The sequence below is a fragment of the Mesorhizobium sp. M0088 genome, assembly GCF_040322895.1.
GTDB lineage: Bacteria > Pseudomonadota > Alphaproteobacteria > Rhizobiales > Rhizobiaceae > Mesorhizobium.
Genome location: NZ_JAMYUI010000030.1, coordinates 1 through 19844, shown reverse-complemented (window position 1 = coordinate 19844; position 19844 = coordinate 1). Strand labels below are relative to the sequence as shown.

General features: G+C 58.7%; 12 protein-coding genes, 8 pseudogenes and 1 other annotated feature. Of the genes and pseudogenes, 12 read left to right on the top strand and 8 right to left on the bottom strand.

Annotated elements, in window-relative coordinates; translation table 11 throughout:
* Window positions 1-10 precede the first annotated feature (10 nt).
* The 3 genes and pseudogenes from NKJ67_RS29315 to NKJ67_RS35215 all read right to left on the bottom strand — a co-directional run.
* A pseudogene (locus NKJ67_RS29315) lies at window positions 11-863 on the bottom strand (IS110 family transposase); the annotation flags it as partial.
* A 55-nt stretch (window positions 864-918) separates the two neighbouring features.
* A pseudogene (locus tag NKJ67_RS29310) lies at window positions 919-1083 on the bottom strand (IS1595 family transposase); the annotation flags it as partial.
* Window positions 1084-1123: 40 nt separating this feature from the next.
* A complete protein-coding gene (locus tag NKJ67_RS35215) occupies window positions 1124-1384 on the bottom strand; it encodes a hypothetical protein (RefSeq protein WP_502905249.1) in 261 nt (86 codons plus the stop codon).
* Between NKJ67_RS35215 and NKJ67_RS35210 the strand changes: the two are divergent.
* Window positions 1383-1803 (top strand): annotated as a pseudogene (locus tag NKJ67_RS35210) (IS21 family transposase); the annotation flags it as partial. The gene NKJ67_RS35215 and the pseudogene NKJ67_RS35210 overlap by 2 nt on opposite strands.
* Window positions 1804-2161: 358 nt before the next feature.
* Here the strand turns inward: NKJ67_RS35210 and NKJ67_RS29295 are convergent.
* Window positions 2162-2710, bottom strand: coding sequence for a GNAT family N-acetyltransferase (locus tag NKJ67_RS29295; RefSeq protein WP_352584693.1), 549 nt, complete (start codon window positions 2708-2710; stop codon window positions 2162-2164).
* A gap of 1605 nt (window positions 2711-4315) precedes the next feature.
* Here NKJ67_RS29295 and NKJ67_RS29290 point away from each other — a divergent pair.
* The 10 genes and pseudogenes from NKJ67_RS29290 (at window position 4316) to NKJ67_RS29245 (ending at window position 16806) form a co-directional block, all read left to right on the top strand.
* Complete coding sequence (locus tag NKJ67_RS29290; RefSeq protein ID WP_352584691.1) at window positions 4316-5092, top strand: SDR family oxidoreductase; 777 nt, start codon at window positions 4316-4318, stop codon at window positions 5090-5092.
* A gap of 107 nt (window positions 5093-5199) precedes the next feature.
* Complete coding sequence (locus tag NKJ67_RS29285; RefSeq protein WP_352584689.1) at window positions 5200-6006, top strand: SDR family NAD(P)-dependent oxidoreductase; 807 nt, start codon at window positions 5200-5202, stop codon at window positions 6004-6006.
* A gap of 46 nt (window positions 6007-6052) precedes the next feature.
* Window positions 6053-7075, top strand: coding sequence for a hydroxymethylglutaryl-CoA lyase-like TIM-barrel protein (locus NKJ67_RS29280; protein WP_352584687.1), 1023 nt, complete (start codon window positions 6053-6055; stop codon window positions 7073-7075).
* Between the two features lie 226 nt (window positions 7076-7301).
* A complete protein-coding gene (locus tag NKJ67_RS29275) occupies window positions 7302-9296 on the top strand; it encodes an HAD-IA family hydrolase (protein ID WP_352584685.1) in 1995 nt (664 codons plus the stop codon).
* A gap of 846 nt (window positions 9297-10142) precedes the next feature.
* The gene (locus tag NKJ67_RS29270) at window positions 10143-10928 is read left to right on the top strand and encodes an aspartate/glutamate racemase family protein (RefSeq protein ID WP_352584683.1); all 786 of its coding nucleotides are present in this window, start codon (window positions 10143-10145) and stop codon (window positions 10926-10928) included.
* Window positions 10929-10992: 64 nt separating this feature from the next.
* On the top strand, window positions 10993-12036 hold the full coding sequence (locus NKJ67_RS29265) for an aldo/keto reductase (RefSeq protein WP_352584682.1): 1044 nt from the start codon (window positions 10993-10995) through the stop codon (window positions 12034-12036).
* Window positions 12037-12230: 194 nt separating this feature from the next.
* Window positions 12231-13295 (top strand): Gfo/Idh/MocA family protein, encoded by a 1065-nt coding sequence (locus NKJ67_RS29260; RefSeq protein WP_352584680.1) that lies wholly within the window; start codon window positions 12231-12233, stop codon window positions 13293-13295.
* Window positions 13296-13918: 623 nt separating this feature from the next.
* A complete protein-coding gene (locus tag NKJ67_RS29255) occupies window positions 13919-15133 on the top strand; it encodes an ATP-grasp domain-containing protein (RefSeq protein WP_352584678.1) in 1215 nt (404 codons plus the stop codon).
* Window positions 15134-15278: 145 nt separating this feature from the next.
* Window positions 15279-15578: pseudogene (locus NKJ67_RS29250) on the top strand (IS701 family transposase); the annotation flags it as partial.
* A 52-nt stretch (window positions 15579-15630) separates the two neighbouring features.
* On the top strand, window positions 15631-16806 hold the full coding sequence (locus NKJ67_RS29245) for a M24 family metallopeptidase (protein WP_352584676.1): 1176 nt from the start codon (window positions 15631-15633) through the stop codon (window positions 16804-16806).
* 212 nt (window positions 16807-17018) lie between these two features.
* Here NKJ67_RS29245 and NKJ67_RS29240 read toward each other — a convergent pair.
* The 4 genes and pseudogenes from NKJ67_RS29240 to NKJ67_RS29225 form a co-directional block, all read right to left on the bottom strand.
* Window positions 17019-17147, bottom strand: a pseudogene (locus NKJ67_RS29240) (3-oxoacyl-ACP synthase); the annotation flags it as partial.
* A pseudogene (locus NKJ67_RS29235) lies at window positions 17137-17238 on the bottom strand (dethiobiotin synthase); the annotation flags it as partial. The pseudogenes NKJ67_RS29235 and NKJ67_RS29240, both read right to left, overlap by 11 nt.
* Before the next feature lie 11 nt (window positions 17239-17249).
* Window positions 17250-17695 (bottom strand): annotated as a pseudogene (locus tag NKJ67_RS29230) (aminotransferase class I/II-fold pyridoxal phosphate-dependent enzyme); the annotation flags it as partial.
* 145 nt (window positions 17696-17840) lie between these two features.
* Window positions 17841-18311, bottom strand: coding sequence for an enolase C-terminal domain-like protein (locus NKJ67_RS29225; RefSeq protein WP_352584674.1), 471 nt, complete (start codon window positions 18309-18311; stop codon window positions 17841-17843).
* On the opposite strand from NKJ67_RS29225, the pseudogene NKJ67_RS29220 reads away from it, so the two are divergent.
* Window positions 18292-19520, top strand: a pseudogene (locus NKJ67_RS29220) (IS3 family transposase). The gene NKJ67_RS29225 and the pseudogene NKJ67_RS29220 sit on opposite strands and share 20 nt — an antisense overlap.
* Window positions 18576-18692: a sequence feature (AL1L pseudoknot), on the top strand. It overlaps the preceding pseudogene by 117 nt.
* Window positions 19521-19844 lie beyond the last annotated feature (324 nt).

Here is a 19844-nt window from a genome sequence, read left to right as displayed (position 1 = left end):
GCAGACACTAAGATCCGAGCGCTTTGGCATTAGCGAAGCGACGGACGAAGGCCTCGCGGACCAATATTGTGGCACTCTGCTACCGCGCAGACTGCAGAGCTGCTGGATCATCCGACTGGCATCATCCGAAGCGGGCACCTCCGCTACCGCATCGCGGTCGTGTTCCAGCGTGGCGATCTGATCGAGAACGAGCTCCAGCCGGCTCAGCAACCGTTCGATATTGGCGAGGGCGTGAGGTGGCATTGGGTCACCCAGAGCGGTACGAAGGTCGGCCAGACGCCGCCGGCGGTTTTTCAGGAGCGGGTTGTAGTCCTCGACGCCGAGCGTCGCGAGGACAGCACCGATCCGGTTGGCAAGGCTGACGCGTTCGGACACGAGCTCTGTTCGTTCGCGGACAGAGCGCCGTGCATCCTCATCGGCTTCGTCAGGGATCGGTACCATGGAGCAGACGCGCGGTTCGCCGCGAAGCCACGCCAGCAGTGTACGCAGGAGTAACTCGGCGTCGATCCCGTCCGACTTTGCGCGACGCATGCGACGATCGACGGGCACGCTGGAAGGCTGGACGACATGGACCTCCACGCCTTGGCAATCAGCCATCTGGCAAGCCAGAACCCGGACCATCCAGCTTCGTAGGTCGCCACCACCCGATCTACCGGGTGGCCGGCAGCAGCAGCACGAGCACGATAGCCATCGATTGCGGACTGAAGAGCAAGCTTATCTGGCTCAATGGCACGCTTCGCCTTGGTCTGCGGCAGGCCGGGCACCTGGGCCGCCAAAACCCAGTTTTTGTTGCTTAGTTCGATAGCCAGTACGAGCGTACGATCGTATTGGACAACTTCTGCGCCGTTGAATGATTGCAACATGATCAGGCCTCCAGAGTTTGAGATGGCGCAGTCTAATCTGCCTGCGCCGCAAATCATGGGATCTGTGGTTCGTGCCGTCGAGAATGTTTTCCCGCGCCACCATCAGCTGCAGGGCGTGACACATGCGCCAGGCCGTCGGTTGGCTCACGCCAAGGATCTCGGGGAGCCGGAACGAGGACAAGCGCTTGTCCGACTGAAGCATCAGCCAGGGTGCCGCCAGCGCTGCAACTGCCGACTGTCTTTCGCGCCGCTACGGGACGTCAGATGCGCCGAACCCTCGATGGCGGCGTCACCATCAAATCGGCCGTAGCTGTCTTTGGTTGATAAAGGCCCGATACAGAAGGCCGAATGGAGCATGACGTCATGCGGCGTGGCGTAACCAAGCCGGAAGTCTGAGCGACCGGAAGGCCTTCAGGTATCTGATGTTCTGCATCCCAAGTGTAGATGCCGGTCAGATTGATGTGTTCCCAGCTCAGCGGCGAAACGTGCTTGAGCAGATGATCCGGAATCTCGCGATGCATTTTGCGCGAGATTCGTGAGCGCGGCCATGACGGCGCCTACACTGCCGTGAAGCGCTTCGTGGCCGCGATCCGACCGCAAAGAGCAAGTGCGTCCCTTCGAGGTGTGGTTCGGACCCCGGCCGGATTTCAAGCACAGGTCGACTTTGCGCGGTCACCGAGTTCATCGAACGCGCCGGGCGTGATGCGCCTTGTCTGGCTGTTCTCGCTTGTGCCTGACCACTCGCGTTGCATCTTCGCCCGCTACGTCATGCACCAGGACCTGCAGAGGCTGCTGCGCTGTCATATGCAGGCTTTCTACGCCATTGGAGGAGTGCCGATCGAGATCCTCTACGGCAGGATGAAGACGGCGATTACCGGCGAAAAACGAAGGCCACATCACCTACAATCGCTCGCTGGCTAAGCACCTTGGCTTCCAGCCCTCTTTCCAGCCATCTCTTGACAAAACCGCATCATGGCGGGCCGAACTGAAGTTCATCGAGCGGGCGGAGGCAGTTCATCTTCTTGCCCGCCCGGCACCGGCAAGAGCCATCGGCAACCGCGCTCGCCGTCGAAGCCGTCAAAGCCGCAAAAGAGCATCCAACTTCTCCACGCTCGCCGACAATAACGCCAAGCTCGCCAAGGCCGAGCGCGAGGGACAGCTGCACAAGCGTATCCGCGATCTATGCGCGCCTTGCACCATGCGATCGCTGGAGCCGATGCCCGCCCGCGTCGCTCAAGCATTTAGCAGCGCACCAACTATGCAGTTGGTCATCAGGATTATCAAATTGCTACGTCTGGCTACGCACTATCTAAAATAAGTAAATTGTCGATTTTTACGGCAGTTTCTGGAGTTATCTCCATTAACATTCGGTCACCTACATGTGAAAATCCAATCTTCATATTTTTTCGACGCGAACGGGTGTTTTCTGGACGAATCCATCCGGTCACTTTCTTAACCTTCAATCGCTCGAACGCAAACTGGACTACTGCCCTGCCGGCTTCGACGGCGATCCCCTTCCCCGAGGCCGCAAGGTGGAGGCAAGTTACGATATCTACATCATTCGAGACGTGGGACAGATTCGGCCCGCTGCAAATCAATCCGCAATAGCCAGCGAATTTTCTAGCTTGGCCTTTATCCTTGACGAATACCATCCATAAGCCGAAACGATTCAGCTGCCAATGATTGATAAAGTGAAGCAGTGCAGCTTTCGACTGCTCTATCGTCGGATAGACTCCATCCCCGATGGCGTTCACCACGAACGGATCGCTATGAAGTCCATGTAAAAGAAGCTCGTCGCTATGCGACGGCGGTCTTAAGATAAGACGCGACGTTTCTAGGATGTGCATGAGAGCTCCAGTTGTCTTGCTTGCGTCCCAATCGGAACCTGTGCGCCGCGAATGTCGGCCATGGCCGTTGGACTTACCCGCCCCGCCGGCATCGTCAGCACCGCCCGATTTGCAACAGTTTGTCCGAGCGTTCGTGTTGTCGGGTGTGATGCCCGCGGATTCCGGCTCCGTGTGGAGATCGGCACTTATGGCGGCGACATGTGGCGCGTGGCTCGCACCGAGAACCCGCCCGCCTCGACGACCCCGGCGTGGTCAGCGAGATGCTTTCGCAGCCTACCCTCATTGCAATTGGGGCCAGGTAGCCGCCTCGTTCGTGATGAGCCGCCCTTCGACCGGCTTGGCGACCTGCGAGGGCGCGGTCATGAATGCGGCGACAGCATTTTTCGGTGGGTTTGATCATAGGAAGATATCCGCTTGCTGCGTTCGGGAGATCCCCTGCATCGAATGTGCCAGAGCAAAACATCAGCAATGCAACGGGCACAGGTTTGCGATCCTGTCGGGTATCCGACATTGAGGCCGAAACCTTGCACCAGCGCCGATTTGGCCGTGCTTTTCTGCTTAATAGCGTTGCAGGCGCACACAGTGTTTCCAAGATGGTCGTCGGCCTCGGCCCAAGCGTCGACCCGTCGAAAAGCAATTCCGTTGCACAGAGGTCTTCTGCCTCGTGTACAGCAGCATGGCTTTGTGGCTATAGATTGGCTCGACAGCGCTGCAATGCGGCTGGCTGCAGTGCGGACAGGTTCGTCAGCGTCTTCCCCAAGGAGACGCCGGCAAAATAGGCGCGTGCGGCAGGCGCGAAGTCAGGTCGCCGACCGTCGTCGATCCCTTGGCCATCCCACCTTGCAGATATCGTCAATTGACTGTTCCAGCCGTCATGCCGACGGTTTCACGAACACCTTCGATGCCCTGCGCAGATCGAAAGCGCATCGGGCGCAGAAGTGCTGCGGCATCAGTTCGATCTGGTCGAAGAAGGCAATCCCGCTTGGACCGGTGGGACATCGATCACGCAGACCGGGACCATGTGCAAAGCACGAGATCCGCGTCGCCCGCCGCCAGGGACGGCGAAAGTACGAGCGTCGTTGTCGGCGAGGCAAGTAGGGCAGTACTGCATCCAGGTCGAACGGGTCCGCCCGGCTTTGTCTCACAACGCCAGCAGGAGCGGAGTCGCCTTCCATCGTCATCGCCGACAACGCTTCTGTTGAGCAGAGTCGCACACTCTGCGGTAACGTATGGTCGATCATGGCACGTCGGTGCGCCCCGATCACCTTCGCCTTTGGCGTATTCGAATGGCTCGAGAGTTTGGTGATATTGACGCGGCGAACGTCGATAGCGATGGAGCTGCACGCCGCCCAGTGAGGCCCGACCTCTTACATGACTAATCTAATCTAATTCGACTTGGGCAAAAAATTAAGTTGCTTACCCAACGCTGTCTTCAGAACTGGAAGGCGTATCGGCGTGCATGCGACACAAATGTCGGGGATCCGACGTAAGAGCACAACCGACATTTTATCAGCAGGGCTATCATGTTGTTGTAAGCGGATTTTTCGTTTGGCACAGCACATGCTTGGCTGACTGCAACGGTGCCAAGAAGCGTGGCGATGTCAATTGGGGGTAAAGATGGATTTAGGGCTTGACGGCAAGGTGGCAATGGTCGCGGCCGCCTCAAGCGGCTTAGGTTTGGCCACAGCTGAGGAGTTAGCCAACGAAGGCTGCCGCCTGTCCATCTGTGGGCGGGATCCGGCGCGGCTAGAAAGAGCAGTGGACTGGTTGCGCAGCAAAGGCGCCGAAGTACTGGCACGCGCGACCGATGTAACTGACTGCGCTGATGCAGCAGCTTGGGTTGCCGAAACAGCAGAGCATTTTCGATGTGTCGACATCTTGGTGACGAATTGCGGCGGCGTTTCTGCCGGGCCACCCTCGGCCATGACGCCTAAGGATTTCGACGATGCGTTTGACCGAGTGCTTTTACCTTCGATAAATCTAGTTACGGCCGCCTTGCCGCATCTGCGGCGCTCGCCGGCGGGGCGAATATTGATGCTCGCTTCCGAGGCTATTGTACGGACCCCAGTACATTTCGCGCTGTCGGGTGTCGCACGAGCAGGGCTAGTGCCTTACTGCCACACGCTCGTACAAGAATTGTCGGGTGAGAATATCACCGTAAACGTGCTGGCTCCTGGAGCACACAGCACCGCGATCCACGAAGCCAATCGCCTCGGAGACCACGCCGAAGCCATCCGTGCGCTTGAGGATAGGACCCCGGCCCGGCGCCTTGGCGATCCCTCGGAATTCGCGGCAGTTGCTGCATTCTTGGCCAGCGCTCGCGCGGCCTATGTCAGCGGCGCCCTGATCGTCATCGATGGTGGGCTGAGTGCAACCGTCTGAACAAATCATCGCACTACGAGCCATCGCATGAACGAAGCCAACGCAGTCATCGATCTCGGCCGTTCAACCGCACATGCGTGTATTCATAGCTGGATTGGGTAATCTTTATGTCAGATACCGCTCATAATTATGCGACTGGTGCAGAAGGATACCAAGAGCTCTTCGGAGTTGATGGCAAGGTGGTCTGCATTTCAGGCTCGAGTCGCGGTCTAGGGAAGTCGCTCGCCGCCTGCTTTGGACGATTGGGCGCGAAGATAGTCCTTTCCTCGCACAATGTTGAAGAGCTGACCGAAGCAGAGGCCGAACTTGCGGGCCAAGGAATCGACGTGACGGCTATCCGCGCCGATGTGCGGTCGCACGACGATTGCAAGGCACTGATCAGTGGCACGGTCGACCGGTTCGGGCAGATCGATGTGATGGTCTGCAACGCAGGTACCGACATCATTAAGCCAGCGCATTCATTTGAAGAGCGGGAATGGGGCGAAATCGTCGATACCAATCTGCGGGGCTATTATTATTGTGCGAAGTTTGCCGCCCAGGCAATGCTGGAACAAGGCGGCGGCAGCATCATCATGACTTCTTCGGTCGCCAGTTCGCTCGGCATACCGGGCCTGGCTGTCTATGCTGCGAGTAAGGGAGGCGTCAATCAACTAACGCGCACCATGGCGGTAGAATGGGCCGATAAGGGTATTCGTGTGAACGCCGTCGCACCTGGGTTCATCAACAACTTCATGGATGGAGTGCACCCTAATCTCGATACCCCTTATCAGCGCCGCGCAATGGAACTCACTCCGATGCGACGCCGCGGCGATCTGTCCGAGTATTTTGGGCCTTACATTTTCCTCGCGAGCCCAGCAGCATCGTTCGTAACAGGCGAGATTCTTTATGTCGACGGGGGCTATGCCGCGAGCTGATGCAGCATGCTTCGATGTTGTGGCGGTATTTTGAAGAGGCTGGGCAATGTTAAACACAATACCAGATGAAGTGAACTTCCTAGACTGCACCTTGCGCGACGGTGGCTATTACACGGGTTGGGATTTCGCGCCGGAACTGGTGTCGGACTATGTCGCTACCATCAACACTCTCCCGGTGCGCATGGTCGAGCTGGGGCTCGCCGGAAAGCCTGAGAGCCACGGATATTTCGCCAGTGTGACGAGCTCTAAGGCCGAACAGGTGGCTGCCGGTCTCCTAGTCAAGGCATGCGTGATGATCGATGCCAAGGACGTGCTTGCGAGCGAACTGCCTATACCTCTTGCCGTGACCCGCCTGACAGAAGGACTAGTGCCAGGACATATCACGACCGTCCGCGTGGCGACGCATTACAGCAACTTGGCTGCCTGCAGGAACATTTTCGCTGAGTTGTCTCACAGGAGCTTTTGCGTGTTTGTGAATCTCATGCAGATCGACGCAGCAAATGCCGCAGAAGTTGAGATGTGCCTGAAGGAGGTAAAGCAGGTCGACAGCATAGATGTGCTTTATATTGCCGATTCCTTTGGCTCTATGAAGCCGACCCGCGTTCAGGAATTAATCAGCCGGTTTGCCGACCGAATTGAGCCTGACATTGGATTCCATGGCCATGACAACCGCGGATATGCTCTGGTCAATTCAGTGGCCGCCGCTATGGCGGGAGCGACCTGGATTGACTGCACCATGGGGGGCATGGGCCGCGGCGCAGGAAATACCGCGAGTGAGCAGCTCCTGCCGCTACTCACTCACCTCGAAACATCCACGGAACGGGGACTCATCGAGCACGTCTTGCGTCACTTCGATCCGCTTCGCAAACGGTATGGCTGGGGCAGCAGCGCGGCATATCAATTCGCAGGCTCAAACTTCATCCATCCGTCCTATGTTCAAAAGCTTTGTGAAGGCGGGGCTTTGTCTGAGGCCGCGATCATCAGCCGCCTCTCGGAACTTCGCGCCGATGAACGGATGAGTTTTGCCGATGAAAAGCTGTCGGCTCTAATGGCGCAGGACATCGCCTGATCGCAGATATCTCTGTCGAGGTGCCTCTTTTCCCGACTTGGAGGAAGCCATGACCCTGCCAAACGCGGTAGCAAAACCATCGGCCCCCCCGTCCGATCCACGGTTTTCATCAGGTCCTTGCCGCAAACATCCCGGCTGGAGCGTGCACCCAACTATGCTGCGCTATGTTGGACGGAGTCACCGGAGCTCCGAGGGAGCAGAAAGGCTAGGAGAAGTAATCAGGCGCATGGCCTCTTTGCTAGAGCTGCCCGATAGCTGGCTCTGCGGAATCGTGCCCGGTTCAGGCACTGGGGCCTGCAGCATGGCCTTACAAAATCTGCTTGGCCCGTTTCCAGTCGAGACATTCTTGTCAGACAACTTCTCGCAGTATTGGGCAAATGAGATCGATACGTTAGCGCTTGCCCCGCAAAGCCGTCACATTTGTGCATTCGGAGATTTTCCGAGCACGAGCGGGATCGACCCCACTCACGACATCGTTCTAGTGCTAAACGGCACCAACAGCGGCGTCTGTCCACCGGATCTTGACTGGATTCTTCCTGACCGTGCCGGGCTTGTGATCGCAGATGCCGTCTCGGCAGCTTTTACGAGTCCCATCGACTACGATCGGATCGATGTTCTGTGCTGGTCATGGCAGAAGGCGCTTGGGGGCGAAGGCGGCCATGGCATGATCGCACTCTCGCCTCGGGCCCAGGCACGGTTGAAAGCCAGCGGACGTAAGCCCGTAGCCAGGCTCATGAGACTGCACAACGCCGACGGATCTGTAAACAAGGCATTCTTTGGCGGCCGCACGATCTCAACCCCCAGCATGTTCGCCGTCGAGGATATCCATTCCGCGCTCGACTGGGCAGAAGCGTGCGGTGGACTACCAGCACTTCTGAAAAGGGTTGCCAATAATTATGCTGTGATGGACGACTGGGTGAACTCTACTCCCTGGATCGATTGGACTTGCACCAATCCGGCAGCACGCTCCACCTGTTCGATTACTCTTCGGCTTGTGCGAGAGCAGCACGCTGCCGGCGAGAAAGAGGACGACGGCAAAATCGTTGCGGAGATGATCCGTCTACTCGAAGCCGAAGGCGCGGCTTTTGACATCTGGAGCTACGGTGACGCGCCGCCCGGATTTCGGATATGGGCGGGGCCTACGGTCGAGGCAGAAGACTTGGCGATCTTATGCGAGTGGCTGGCCTGGGCGTATAGCGAGACGTGCGCGGCCAGCATACCACCCGAAGCGAGGGTCGTGCGTCACGGCTACTTTCCGCCCTCTAAGGCGCCCGCGGTTCAGCCAAGGACGGAATCGGCTTGTCCTCAAACCGCGGTCCTCGAAAGCCCACCTGCCCAGACACTGGCAGATTGCTATGACGCGATACTTTTCGACGCGACCGGGGTCCTGGTCAGCGAAAATGAAGCCCTGCCTGGCGCTGCTGATATCTTGGCCCGACTTAATACGTCCGGTCAGCCATACTACATCGTGACGAATATCAGCAGTGGGTCGGAGGAAACGATATTAGCGCGTCTCCGCGGCGCGGGACTTCCGATTCCGGCAGTCGACCGTATCGTCTTCGCGGGAGGTGTTGCGCGGCATCGCGTACTCGAAGAGCTGGCGTCCGGGCGGCTAGTTTCCTATGTGGGCAGTGCACACGCTGCGCTTGAGATCTTGGGTAAGCATCCAAATCTTCATTGCGCTGATACGGCCGCGACATTCGACACACTCGTAGTGCTCGATGATGAAGGTTTCGATTTTAAACGGGCTGCCGATAACATCCTGTCGACCTTTCAACGCAGACTGATCGAGACGGGTGAAATGCCCCGTATTATAGCGGCAAACGCGGACATCATTTATCCTGGCAAAAACGGCACACTCGTCTTTGGACCAGGCATAATAGGACCAATGCTTAAAGCTGGACTAGCGCCTTTCGGAGCCCCTCCAATCTCAGTAGAGAATATGGGCAAGCCAGGAAGAGCGATTTTCGAAGAGTGCATCACTCGGGCTGGTAGCGACCGTCTCTTGATGGTCGGCGATCAGGTTGATACCGATATCAAGGGCGCAAAGGCTGCAGGGCTCGACGCACTTCTGGTAACGACTGGCCTCAACAGCTGCGGCGAGTTGCGTCAAGACGAAAGCGGCGCTGCCGATTTTGTCGCGAAGAACCTTAATCAAATTTTCGACGGCAGTTTGTTTCCACACCTTCGGTCGACGACGCATTCCAATAAAACAGACTAGGTTTGGGCGGCTTGGAGCGAGAATCGCGGAGCGGATAAGACGGCACCGGTTGAACGCGGCAGCATGGTTGGCGCCGACGAAAGACGATGTCTGGCACCTCGATGAAGTCGTCGGCACGCACGCAGTCGGTGGCTGTGTGCAGGTCGGAAGAAGAACTTAAGGAATCGAGGAGGCCGAACGATCCTTCCGCGTGGAAGACGTGAGTGCACGGCCTGCCTGAAAAGCGCGGTGTCGGCCTCATGCGGCCACATTTCAAACAACGTGACAACGCCATTCCGAGCTCCGCCACAATATCCTCAACATCTCTTTGCCGCGCACCTACACTGAGGGGTTAACTGCCGGCTTGGGCAGGGCCCTGCGGCCTCGGACAACATGAATCGGTTGAGGCCAGCGACCGACACTTACTGTCGGGTTTGTCGAGTCTGAGACACGGTCGTGTTCCACGTGGCTTCGTTGCGCTGTCATATTTGAACATTCAAGCCATTGAGCAACAGGCGTAAAACTCTTTCAAAGGATATTTCTGCGCAGTTGGCACGACTCTTGAAACTCCCTAAAGCGACAGGTTTTGGCGACGGCCTTATCATGGGGGACAGTGCTCCCTTCAATTCATCCGCACCTTGATGGAGAAATATGCGTTGCATGACGTGTTCATGGATTATGGCTTCCGCCCGGTGCAGCACTGGACCGATTCTAACATGCAATATGCGGTATGCCTGTTTCAACTGTCGGATGGGCCGGACGAAGTTTAGCTCAGAGTTACTGTCGCTCCTCACCAGAAATGGCGACGAACGGCGCGCTAATTCTTACTCACGATGGCCATTACATTCTTAGCTTGGGAGTCATATTATGTCTGGGAACCGCGACTTTGGGATCGATGTCATTCACGCCCAACCGGGTACATATGGTTGTGGCATGGGTTTGGGGATCATGCTGTTCGATGAGGTATACCCTGGTTTTCCCGGCTCCGTACGGAACGCAAGTGCGTATCAATTCCCCGTCCAATACGACGTAGTCGAAGGTGTCGACTTCGATCGGCTCGGAATTCAGTCGGATAAATCCACTTGCCTAGAACCCATACTGCAGGCCGCGCGTCGACTCGAACGTATGGGGTGTCGAGCCATCGCTGCTGAGTGCGCTCACTTTGCGTATTTCCAAAAAGAGGTGGCGGCCGAAGTATCGGTTCCTGTATTTATGTCGAGCCTTTTGCAGGTACCTCTGGCGCAGCGGCTGACCGGAAGCACGGGACGCGTTGGGATTGTGTGTGCCTTCCCTCGGCGGCTGACAGAGCACCATCTCGTCAGCGCCGGAATCGATCCGGCGTCAAACCTTGCGTTCATGGGAGTATCCGAGGACTATTCGTGCCCGGAATTCGAGAATTTGTGGAGCGCAGACAAGTGGTCTTCGGTTCCCAGGGCCAGTTTCGAACGCGCCGAAGCCGAGTTCGTTAGTGCGTGTAAGGACTTTGTCTCCAAGAACGCCGACCTGTGCGCATTGATTTTCGTTTGCACAGGACTTCAGCCGTTCGCGCGCTGTGTGCAGCGCGAAGTGAGGTTGCCTATTTTCTCCTGGAGTACGCTGCTCGACTACGCCTTTTCAGTTGTCGTTCATCGCGAGCACTATGGCCACGTCTGAAACGACACGGCCCGCTCCTATTTCCGTCATGTCATTCAATCCTTCTCTCGGGAAAAATTCCATCATGCGCTACAACCAGCTTGGCAGTACCGGCATGTTCGTCTCCGAACTCTGCCTCGGCACACTGACCTTCGGCGCCGCCGGGGAGAACGCTGAATGGGACGGGATCGCCAGCCTCGACCAGAAAGGCGTCAACGAGATCGTCGCGCGCTCGCTGGCCGCCGGCGTCAATTTCTTCGACACCGCTGACGTTTACTCGTACGGTGAGTCCGAGCGGCTGCTCGGCCAGTCGCTGAGGGATCTCGGCGTCGACAGGCAAAAAATGGTCATCGCCACCAAGGTCCACGGGGCGATGGGCGAGGGCCCGAACCAGCGTGGCTCGTCGCGCGGTCACATCATGGATTCGGTCGATGCCAGCCTCGAACGTCTGCAAGTCGACCATATCGATCTCTACCAGCTGCATGGCAACGACACGGTGACGCCGATTGACGAGACGCTGCGGGCGCTCGATGACCTCGTTGCCAGTGGCAAGGTTCGCTACGTCGGCCTTTCCAATTGGGCAGCGTGGCGCATCGCCAAGGCGCTTGGCATTGCCGAACGCAAGGGCTTTGCCCGCTTCGAGACAGTCCAATCCTACTACTCGATCGCCGGGCGCGACCTCGAGCGCGAGATCGTTCCGCTGCTCAACGAGGAAAAGCTCGGCCTTATGGTCTGGTCGCCGATGGCGGGCGGCCTGCTTTCCGGCAAATACGGTCCCGGCGCGCCGAGCAATGGCGAAGGCCGCCGTGCCTATTTCAACTTCCCGCCGGTCAATGAGGACTGCGCCTGGGCGGCGGTCGCCGTGATGCGCGAGATGGCCGCCAAGCACGACGTCAGCGTCGCCACGGTGGCGCTCGGCTACCTGCTGGCCAAGCCTTTCGTGATGAGCGTCATCGTCGGCGCCAGCCGCATGGACCAGCTCGAACAGAACCTCGCGGCCACCGGATTGAAGCTCGACGCCGACGATCTCGCCAGGCTGGATGAGGTCAGCGCGCTGCCTTCCGAGTATCCCGGTTGGATGCTTGAGCGGCAAGGTGCCGGCCGGCGTCCGGCGCCTTTCGTGCCGTAATCGCTCAAATCTATCTGGCTTCTCCTGGGCCGAGTGTCCCTTAGACGCGCGGCTTACCCTTAGAGACGCACGGTCTGGCGAGGAGATCGATGCCCTGACGCGCGCCGGCAGGTGCTTGCCATGGCCGACATAGACGGCATGCGTCAGTTCCTCGTCGCCGGGATTGAATTCTAGTCTAAATAGGAGGTGGTACCATGCCAACTAGGATAGTTCAGGTTGGGCTTGGTGAATGGGGTGCAGACTGGGCTGAGACGGTCGTACCTTATGTGCCCGAAATCGAGGCGGTAGGTTGGGTCGACCCGAATCCTGAGGCGCTGGAGCGAGTGGAGCTGCGGCTGGGGGCTTGCCCGGACCGGTGCTTTCCAACTTTGGAGGCAGCACTCTCGAATATCGATGCCGACGCTGTCTTGGTTACGGCGGACGTCCGGGCCCATGCTTCTCTCGTTGAACTTGCTCTGGAGGCCGGGAAGCACGTATTGGTGGAGAAGCCGTTTGTTTCAACGACCGTCGAGGCGGAGCGCCTCGCTGATTTGGCGGACCGTTACCACCTAACACTTATGGTCAGCCAGAACTTCCGCTTCTTTCCTGCAGCTATCAGTGCTGCCCGGCTTGTCAGAGAGCAAGTACTCGGGCCGGTAGGTGCAGTCCACATCGAATTCCGGCGGTTCCTGAACTGTACGCCGGCCGATGAACCTTTTTACGCCTTACGACAGCCCCTTCTTGAGGATCTTGGTATCCACCACTTTGACTTGATGCGTATGGTGCTCGGGCAGGAACCCCGGCAGGTATATTGTACCGCTTGGCAGCCGCAAGGGAGTTCGTTCAGAGAGCCCCCAGCAGCGGCTGCGACGATCATCTTCGATCGAGGCACCGTCGTCACTTATCGCGGCAATTGGCTTAGTGGTGGAGTGGAGACGCCGTATGGCGGCGAGTGGCATTTGGAATGCGCCGAGGGCGAGATCATCTGGACCTGCCGCGGTGACCGTGATTTCACATTGGGGGGCGATCACGTCAGTATCCGAAAGCGCGGCCATCCCGTAGTGCCGATCGACCTTCCTGCGATGGCATCGTTCGGACGTAGAGAAAGCTTGGCGACCTTTGCGCGCGCCGTCGAGATCGGCACGGTCGCACCGTTCGCCAGCCTGGGGCGTGACAATATTGGCAGTCTCGCTCTCATGCAGGCCGCGATCACGTCGGCGACGACGGGGCGAGTGATATCGGTCGAAACGATCAATAGCACGCCCGAAATCGACCGCTGACTAAGGCTAGAGCGCGCCTTGTGATCGATGAATCATTGTGATGTGACGACGGTGTTCGCGGGTGATTCAAATCCACTTTCATGAGGCGGATGATGGAGGAGCCCTTAGCGAAGATCTTTGGCCCGGGAGCTAAGGCGTCGGATAACGGCAGGTCGTCCGCGTGAGTGCGCCATCATCGCCGCACCGTCAACCTGCCCGTGCTGCGGCTCGGCCAAGCTGGCACAGCTTGGCGAGGACGCGCATTTTTGCCCAATATGAAGGGGCGTAGCAGATTGAAAAGGGCGACATTGTTCTCCTTCAGGTTCTCCTGATAACGATTTGACCGCCTTGGCCGGCCCAGTTTCTTGACAGGCTCGAGGCCGAAGCAACGCGAAGCCAACCCAATACAGGCCCGATCGCCGCGCGGGAGCGGCTCGTTGCAAAGACGAACACAAAGCTTTGAACGGCAGCCGTTGCAACAAAACTCGAAACAAAAATTCGCAGATTCTTAACACCGCAAAATCGTTGACGATGCTAGCCTCCGTGCAAGGTCCGAGGTCAAGCGTGGCTACCAAGCGTGGCTACACAGAGGCCGAGAATCGTCCAGACCGCCGCACGGCACGCACAGAAGGGGTTCACAGCCAATGGCAAGAGCGCTGATTCTACTTGGAGGCTCGATAATGGGCTCGGGTTTGCTTTACGTCCAGGCTGCTCAGCGTCTTGGCCTTCAGCCAATTACCCTTTCGGCTGATCCAACTCGGTATGACTATTTCGCGGCGAAAGGGGTTGAGACAATCCGTGTTGATACAGACGATCTGGATGCGCTGATCCGCGAATGTTCCCGGCTCCAAGCGACCTATGACATTGCTGGCATCACAGGTGCTGAGGATTCGTTCTACGCGACAGCCAGCAAGCTCGGTCGCCACTTCGATCTACCTGGACCGAACCCGGAAGCTATTGAACAATGCTGCGATAAGTACACTCAGCGTCAACTTCTCGCGGCCTCAGGCGTTCCGATGCCTGCTTATCGCTTGGCCGCCAATGCAGCGGACGCAGAGGATTCTGCCGCGGAGATCGGACTGCCGGTGATAGTTAAGCCTGCGGTGGGCAGCGGTAGCGTCGGCGTCCGGTTGTGCCGCACTGCCGATGAGGTAGTCGAACATACGAACTCCTTGTTGGGCGGGCAGTGCGGCGCGGCGATCAGGATACTGGTCGAAGAATTCGCACAAGGCCCACATTATTGCATTGACATAATGGGCAATGAGCTCGTTGGGGTTAGCACCCTTGACTTCGACGGCCCACCGCATTTCGTGTATCGTGGGGGCGCCTATCCGGCACCGCTGACTGATGACGAGTATGAGCGTCTCGCCGATGTTTCGCTGAGCTGTTTGCGCGCTCTCGGCCTTGGCTGGGGGCCAACGAACGTTGAGCTCCGATGGACGAAGTGTGGACCAGTCGTCATTGAAGTCAATCCGCGTCTTGCTGGTTCGCCCGGTCCTCAAATGGTTCAATTGGCTTACGGTATCGATCTCGTCACGGAGCACATTAAGCTTGTCACCGGTGACGAATGGAATTTGAATAGAAGCCATTCCAAGACTGCGGCCGCGCGATTCCTGGTTGCTGATCGCGATGGCATCCTCAATTGGATCGATGGCGACAGTCGGGCGGCCGCGATATCAGGTGTCTCTGAAGTCAAATTTTATTTTAAACCCAAGGCGCCGATTGTTAGAAAAGGCGATTTTCGAGACTGTTTGGGACATGTCATCGCCGCTTCATCCAGTCTTCCTCGCACCGAGGCGATACTTCAGCATGCCGTCGACTTGATTCATTGGTCCATCACGCCCATTGAGGACCGATAGTGGAAAGTGACTCAAGAAGTATTTGATTCGAAGCTCACATGCCGATGCTGGGATCAATAGGGCGTTAGAGTGGCATCGTGCTCCTTTAGTTGGCTGCGGAATCCAGAGCTGGGCTCGATTGCGGGACGCGGCGGCTTAGGTCGCCATGATTCGGAGGACATGGATGACGGGTGCATCAATCAAGACCACGCTGGAACTGTGGGCATAGTGCTGCGTGACAGAAAGCTGGTATGCGCGGACTGTTCACGCAGGAGCGAGTTGCGGCGTCGGCGAGCCTTTCCTGAAGGGTTTGCTGGGTGGCGAGCGCCGTAAGACAAATTGGATGCGCGCTGAGGGGCCGGTAATCCCGGCCCGTGGCGGCACAAGCCATTCTGGGACTCGGACGACTTCGCGACATCGTGCGAGAGATGTTGTCGAGAACCTCCCGACAGATGATGCGGTCCTTGGACCTTGGACAAGCTGGTAGCGGATAACGAAACTAGGAGAGGACGTTCTGTATGAACGGCCAGAACATTGTGCAGTCGTTTGAGACGTCGGAGTATCGAGCTCGGGTCAATAAGCTGCGTGCGTTGATGTCCGATGCTGGGATGGACGCGCTGGTGGTCAGCTCGGGATCGAGTCAATGCTATTTACTAGGGTATGACGCCTTTTCCGATGCCGAACCGCAGGCTGCGCTCGTGACGTTGGATGACGACCCGTATTTCATCCTGCGTAAGATGGACGCCGACACGGCTACCGACGCCGGATGCTGGCTTCCGCAGGATCGGGTTGTCGCATATGCCGAAAGTTATGTCGGCGGCTCCGGAGACGCCAGTGCGTGGGAAATGATCGGCCAGTTCGTCAAGGACAAGATGGGCGCATCTGCGCGTGTAGCCGTCGAAGTGTCTGGACTGGGCGTGCAAGCCTACCACAAGCTTATCGGCGCGTTGGGAGTTGAAGTGCCGCTTGATGGTGGCGGCTTGGTATCGAAATGCAGGCTGGTCAAGTCCGAGCGCGAGCTTTTGTACATGACCGAGGCAGCTGCGATCGCGGACCGGGCAATGCTTGCTGGCATGGACAAGATCGCTGTCGGCGCGCGGCATTGTGAGGCAGCTGCCGCAATCATGTCGGTGCTCTGCGCGGGGACAGAGAGCATTTTCGGCGGACCGCCGCCGTTTCCACCATACATCCGAGGTGGCGAGTTCGCTAATGCGCCACACCAGATATGGATGGACGATGTATTTGCAGCCGGGCAGCAGTATTATCTGGAGTTTTCCGCTAGCCGGCACCGGTACCCGGCTCCACTGACGCGGATGGCTCATCTCGGCCCGGCGACACCGCACCTGAAGCATCGGCACGAGGGTGGCATGGCGGGATTCCACGCTGCCATCGACGCGATGCGCCCGGGCGCGACCTGCGCCGATGTGGCGCGCGCGTTCCAAGCGGCTATCCGGCCGTACGGCCTCACGAAAGAGGGGCGCATCGGCTACTCCGTTGGTCTTGACTTCCTCGACGGCCCAAGCCTGACGACCAGCAATGACACCGAGATCGTGTCCAACATGACTTTCCACTTCCAGTCTAATTTCGTCGAGCGCGGCGAAATCTACATGGTGAGCGATACCGTTCGGGTAACCGAAAATGGCGCGGAGCTGATGAGCGCCTTCCCGCGCACCCTTTTCGAGCGTCCCGCATGAACCACCACTCAACTCGCGCAACAAAGTCGCCGTTCCGCCACTTCTTGGCTAATGTAGCTCAAGGACACCGCTCCCGAGCCGGGCGAATGCGCGGGCTGCAGCCAAAGCCTCGAATATTCCGCCAAGTCGAACATTGAGGATCATTGTCCTCGAATGCGGCGGCAAACCCCTGGGACCCTCATGGACGAGCTGAAGGAGCCCGGCTTGGTCGTTGCCCGGCCGAGCCCGAGCCGGTGTGCGACCAGCGGCGCACTGGGCGGCAGAAGGCGGTCGGGCGTCGAGGTGGCGAGCAACAACAGACCGATGTCGCCGCGATCGATGCCGGCGTTCGCCAGCGCCATGTGGCTTCCAGTAGAAACCGTCGAGCAGCCCAGCGAGCCCGGCCGAAAACACCGTCTTGTCTGTTCCGGTGATGACGATGCGCTTGGTCATGCCGCCTCCGGTCATGTCTGGGCCAACACCTCGACGAGCGCCTCGACCATGGCCGAAATGGCGGCTTCGTCGACGTTGAGCGTCAGCGAAATGCGCAAGCGCGATGTGCCCTCGGGCACGATCGGCGGACGAATGCCGCGTATGTCGAAGCCGCGGGCCTGCAATGCCGCCGCGACCGCCATTGTGCGCCTGACATCGCCGATGACAACTGGCTGGATCTGCGAGCCGCTGGGCTTTACTGCGCAGCGATCGGCCAATTGGCGGCCTGCGAGGGCAACGCGTTCATGCAGCTGAACACGGCGCATGGGCTCGTCGGACAGCATGGCGAGGGCTTCGCGCGCCGCGCGACCGCCATCAGCGGCGATGGCGCGGTAGCGTAGATGAATGGCCGGCAACGGTTGACGAGATAGTCGCACAGCGTTCGCGGTCCGGTCACGAGCGCGCCTGTTGTCGGCAATCTGTTCGGGCGTCCCGGCCTGGACCCAATGCCCACGTGCCGCGCATCGATGGGATCATCCTTCGGCAACACTCGTCCCCAGATTGAGGCCTCGACCGGGTCGAGCACTGCCAGTGCCCAAGGCTGTTCGAAACTCGGGGGCGGGCTACCGGTAAGACGCGCCCGGCGCGCCCAAGCTCTCGAGGTGGGGCTCAACCCCCAGTCCAGGCGCGTCCGATGCAAACATCTTCCCCTCACTGGTTAGTGGGCCAGGGGTGCCGGTGCGCTCGTTGTTGTAGTTATGCAGATCCGTCGTATTGATCAGGAACTCATTGGGGGTGGAGGCAGCAAAATGCGCTACGGCTGCCGTAGTGATTTCGCCCCCCCAGCTATCTTCGGAAACGACGGGCATGCGATTATCTATAAGCATATCCCGCATGCGGCGCGCCTTGGATAGACCTCCTTGCTTCGAAATCTTTAGACAGACGACTTCCGCAGAGCGATCAGCAATGACGCGCCTCACCATATCGAAGCTATCAATGCATTCATCGAGCTTCATCGGCAGATTGAACCGCCATGGGTTGATCGGAGGCTCCAACTCCTGAGAAGGTGGAGCCATGACAAGCAAGACGACCAACAAGTTCTCTCCCGAGGTCCGAGCCCGTGCGGTGCGGCTGGTTCTGGATCATGAAGGCGAGCATGCCTCGCGGTGGGCGGCGGTCTCGTCGATCGCCGCCAAGATCGGCTGCACGGCGCAGACGCTGCATGAGTGGGTGAAGAAGGCCGAGCGCGACAGTGGCGTGCGAGCCGGTGTGCCTACGGATGTGGCGACGAAACTCAAGGCTTTGGAACGCGAGAACCGCGAGCTTCGCCAAGCCAACGAGATCCTTCGCAAGGCTTCCGCGTATTTTGCCCAGGCGGAGCTCGACCGCCGGTTCAAGCCATGATCGCGTTCATCGACGATCACCGCGAGGCGCATGGGGTCGAGCCGATCTGCAAGGTGCTGCCGATCGCCCCGTCGACCTACCACGACCATGTCGCCAAGCGCATCGATCCCTCCCGGCTGTCGGCTCGGGTGAAGCGGGATGAGGCTTTGAAGGATGAGATCCGACGCGTGTTCGAGGCTAACTTCCGCGTCTACGGCGTTCGCAAGATCTGGCGGCAGTTGCAACGCGAGGGCTTCGATGTCGCCCGATGCACGATTGCCCGCCTGATGAAGGCCATGGGCTCGAAGGCATCATCCGCGGCAAGCCGATCCGCACCACGGTGAGCGACAAAGCCGCACCATGCCCTCTCGATCGTCAATCGCCAGTTCCATGCGCCGGCGCCGAACATGCTGTGGGTCTCCGACTTCACCTACGTCGCGACCTGGACGGGCTTCGTCTATGTCGCCTTTCTCATCGACACCTATGCGCGAAGGATCTTCGGCTGGCGGGTGAGCCGGACGGCGCATGCCAGCTTCGTTCTGGACGCTCTGGAACAGGCTCTCCATGATCGGCGGCCCGTGCAGGGAGGCTGGCTCATCCATCACAGCGATAGAGGCAGCCAATACGTCTCTATCAGATACACCGAGCGCCTGGTGGAGGCCGGCGTCGAACCTTCGGTGGGCAGTGTCGGCCACTCTTACGACAATGCTCTCGCCGAAACGATCAACGGTCTTTACAAGGCCGAGGTGATCCATCGGCGCGGACCCTGGCGCTCATTCGAGGCCGTCGAGTTCGCCACGCTCGAATGGGTCGACTGGTTCAACAATCGCCGGCTGCTGGAGCCCATCGGCAACATCCCGCCGGCCGAAGCCGAAAAACGCTACTACGCCATGTTGGATGAACCAGCCATAGCCGCGTGACTCAAACGAAACGGCCTCCGGAAAACCCGGGGCAATTCAAGCCACTGCGCAGGCCTGTCTCGCAGGGCAGCCGCAAATTGGTGTGGTCGCGCGCGATCGCCTCGGCGGCTAATTGTAAGACGCGCCGGATGGATACGGCGAGATCAAGTGTCTCAAGCATTGTCAGACTTGGGCTCGAGAGGGCGGGCATCGACGATGCTCCTTCCCGAGGCGCCAATCTGCTCCGGCACTCCGTAGCGACTAGGGTCGGGACCCATAAAAGGGGTTCCTCTGACGGCGGGATTGTGATTCACGGGTCTCTGAGGGGGACCACTCATGAATCGC

Excerpts from the sequence above, each read along its gene's own strand:
- NKJ67_RS29295 (WP_352584693.1), bottom strand. The coding sequence starts at position 2,710 with ATGCACATCCTAGAAACGTCGCGTCTTATCTTAAGACCGCCGTCGCAT.
- NKJ67_RS29265 (WP_352584682.1), top strand. The coding sequence starts at position 10,993 with ATGCGCTACAACCAGCTTGGCAGTACCGGCATGTTCGTCTCCGAACTC.
- NKJ67_RS29255 (WP_352584678.1), top strand. The coding sequence starts at position 13,919 with ATGGCAAGAGCGCTGATTCTACTTGGAGGCTCGATAATGGGCTCGGGT.
- NKJ67_RS35215 (WP_502905249.1), bottom strand. The coding sequence starts at position 1,384 with ATGCATCGCGAGATTCCGGATCATCTGCTCAAGCACGTTTCGCCGCTG.
- NKJ67_RS29280 (WP_352584687.1), top strand. The coding sequence starts at position 6,053 with ATGTTAAACACAATACCAGATGAAGTGAACTTCCTAGACTGCACCTTG.
- NKJ67_RS29245 (WP_352584676.1), top strand. The coding sequence starts at position 15,631 with ATGAACGGCCAGAACATTGTGCAGTCGTTTGAGACGTCGGAGTATCGA.
- NKJ67_RS29260 (WP_352584680.1), top strand. The coding sequence starts at position 12,231 with ATGCCAACTAGGATAGTTCAGGTTGGGCTTGGTGAATGGGGTGCAGAC.
- NKJ67_RS29275 (WP_352584685.1), top strand. The coding sequence starts at position 7,302 with ATGGCCTCTTTGCTAGAGCTGCCCGATAGCTGGCTCTGCGGAATCGTG.
- NKJ67_RS29270 (WP_352584683.1), top strand. The coding sequence starts at position 10,143 with ATGTCTGGGAACCGCGACTTTGGGATCGATGTCATTCACGCCCAACCG.
- NKJ67_RS29285 (WP_352584689.1), top strand. The coding sequence starts at position 5,200 with ATGTCAGATACCGCTCATAATTATGCGACTGGTGCAGAAGGATACCAA.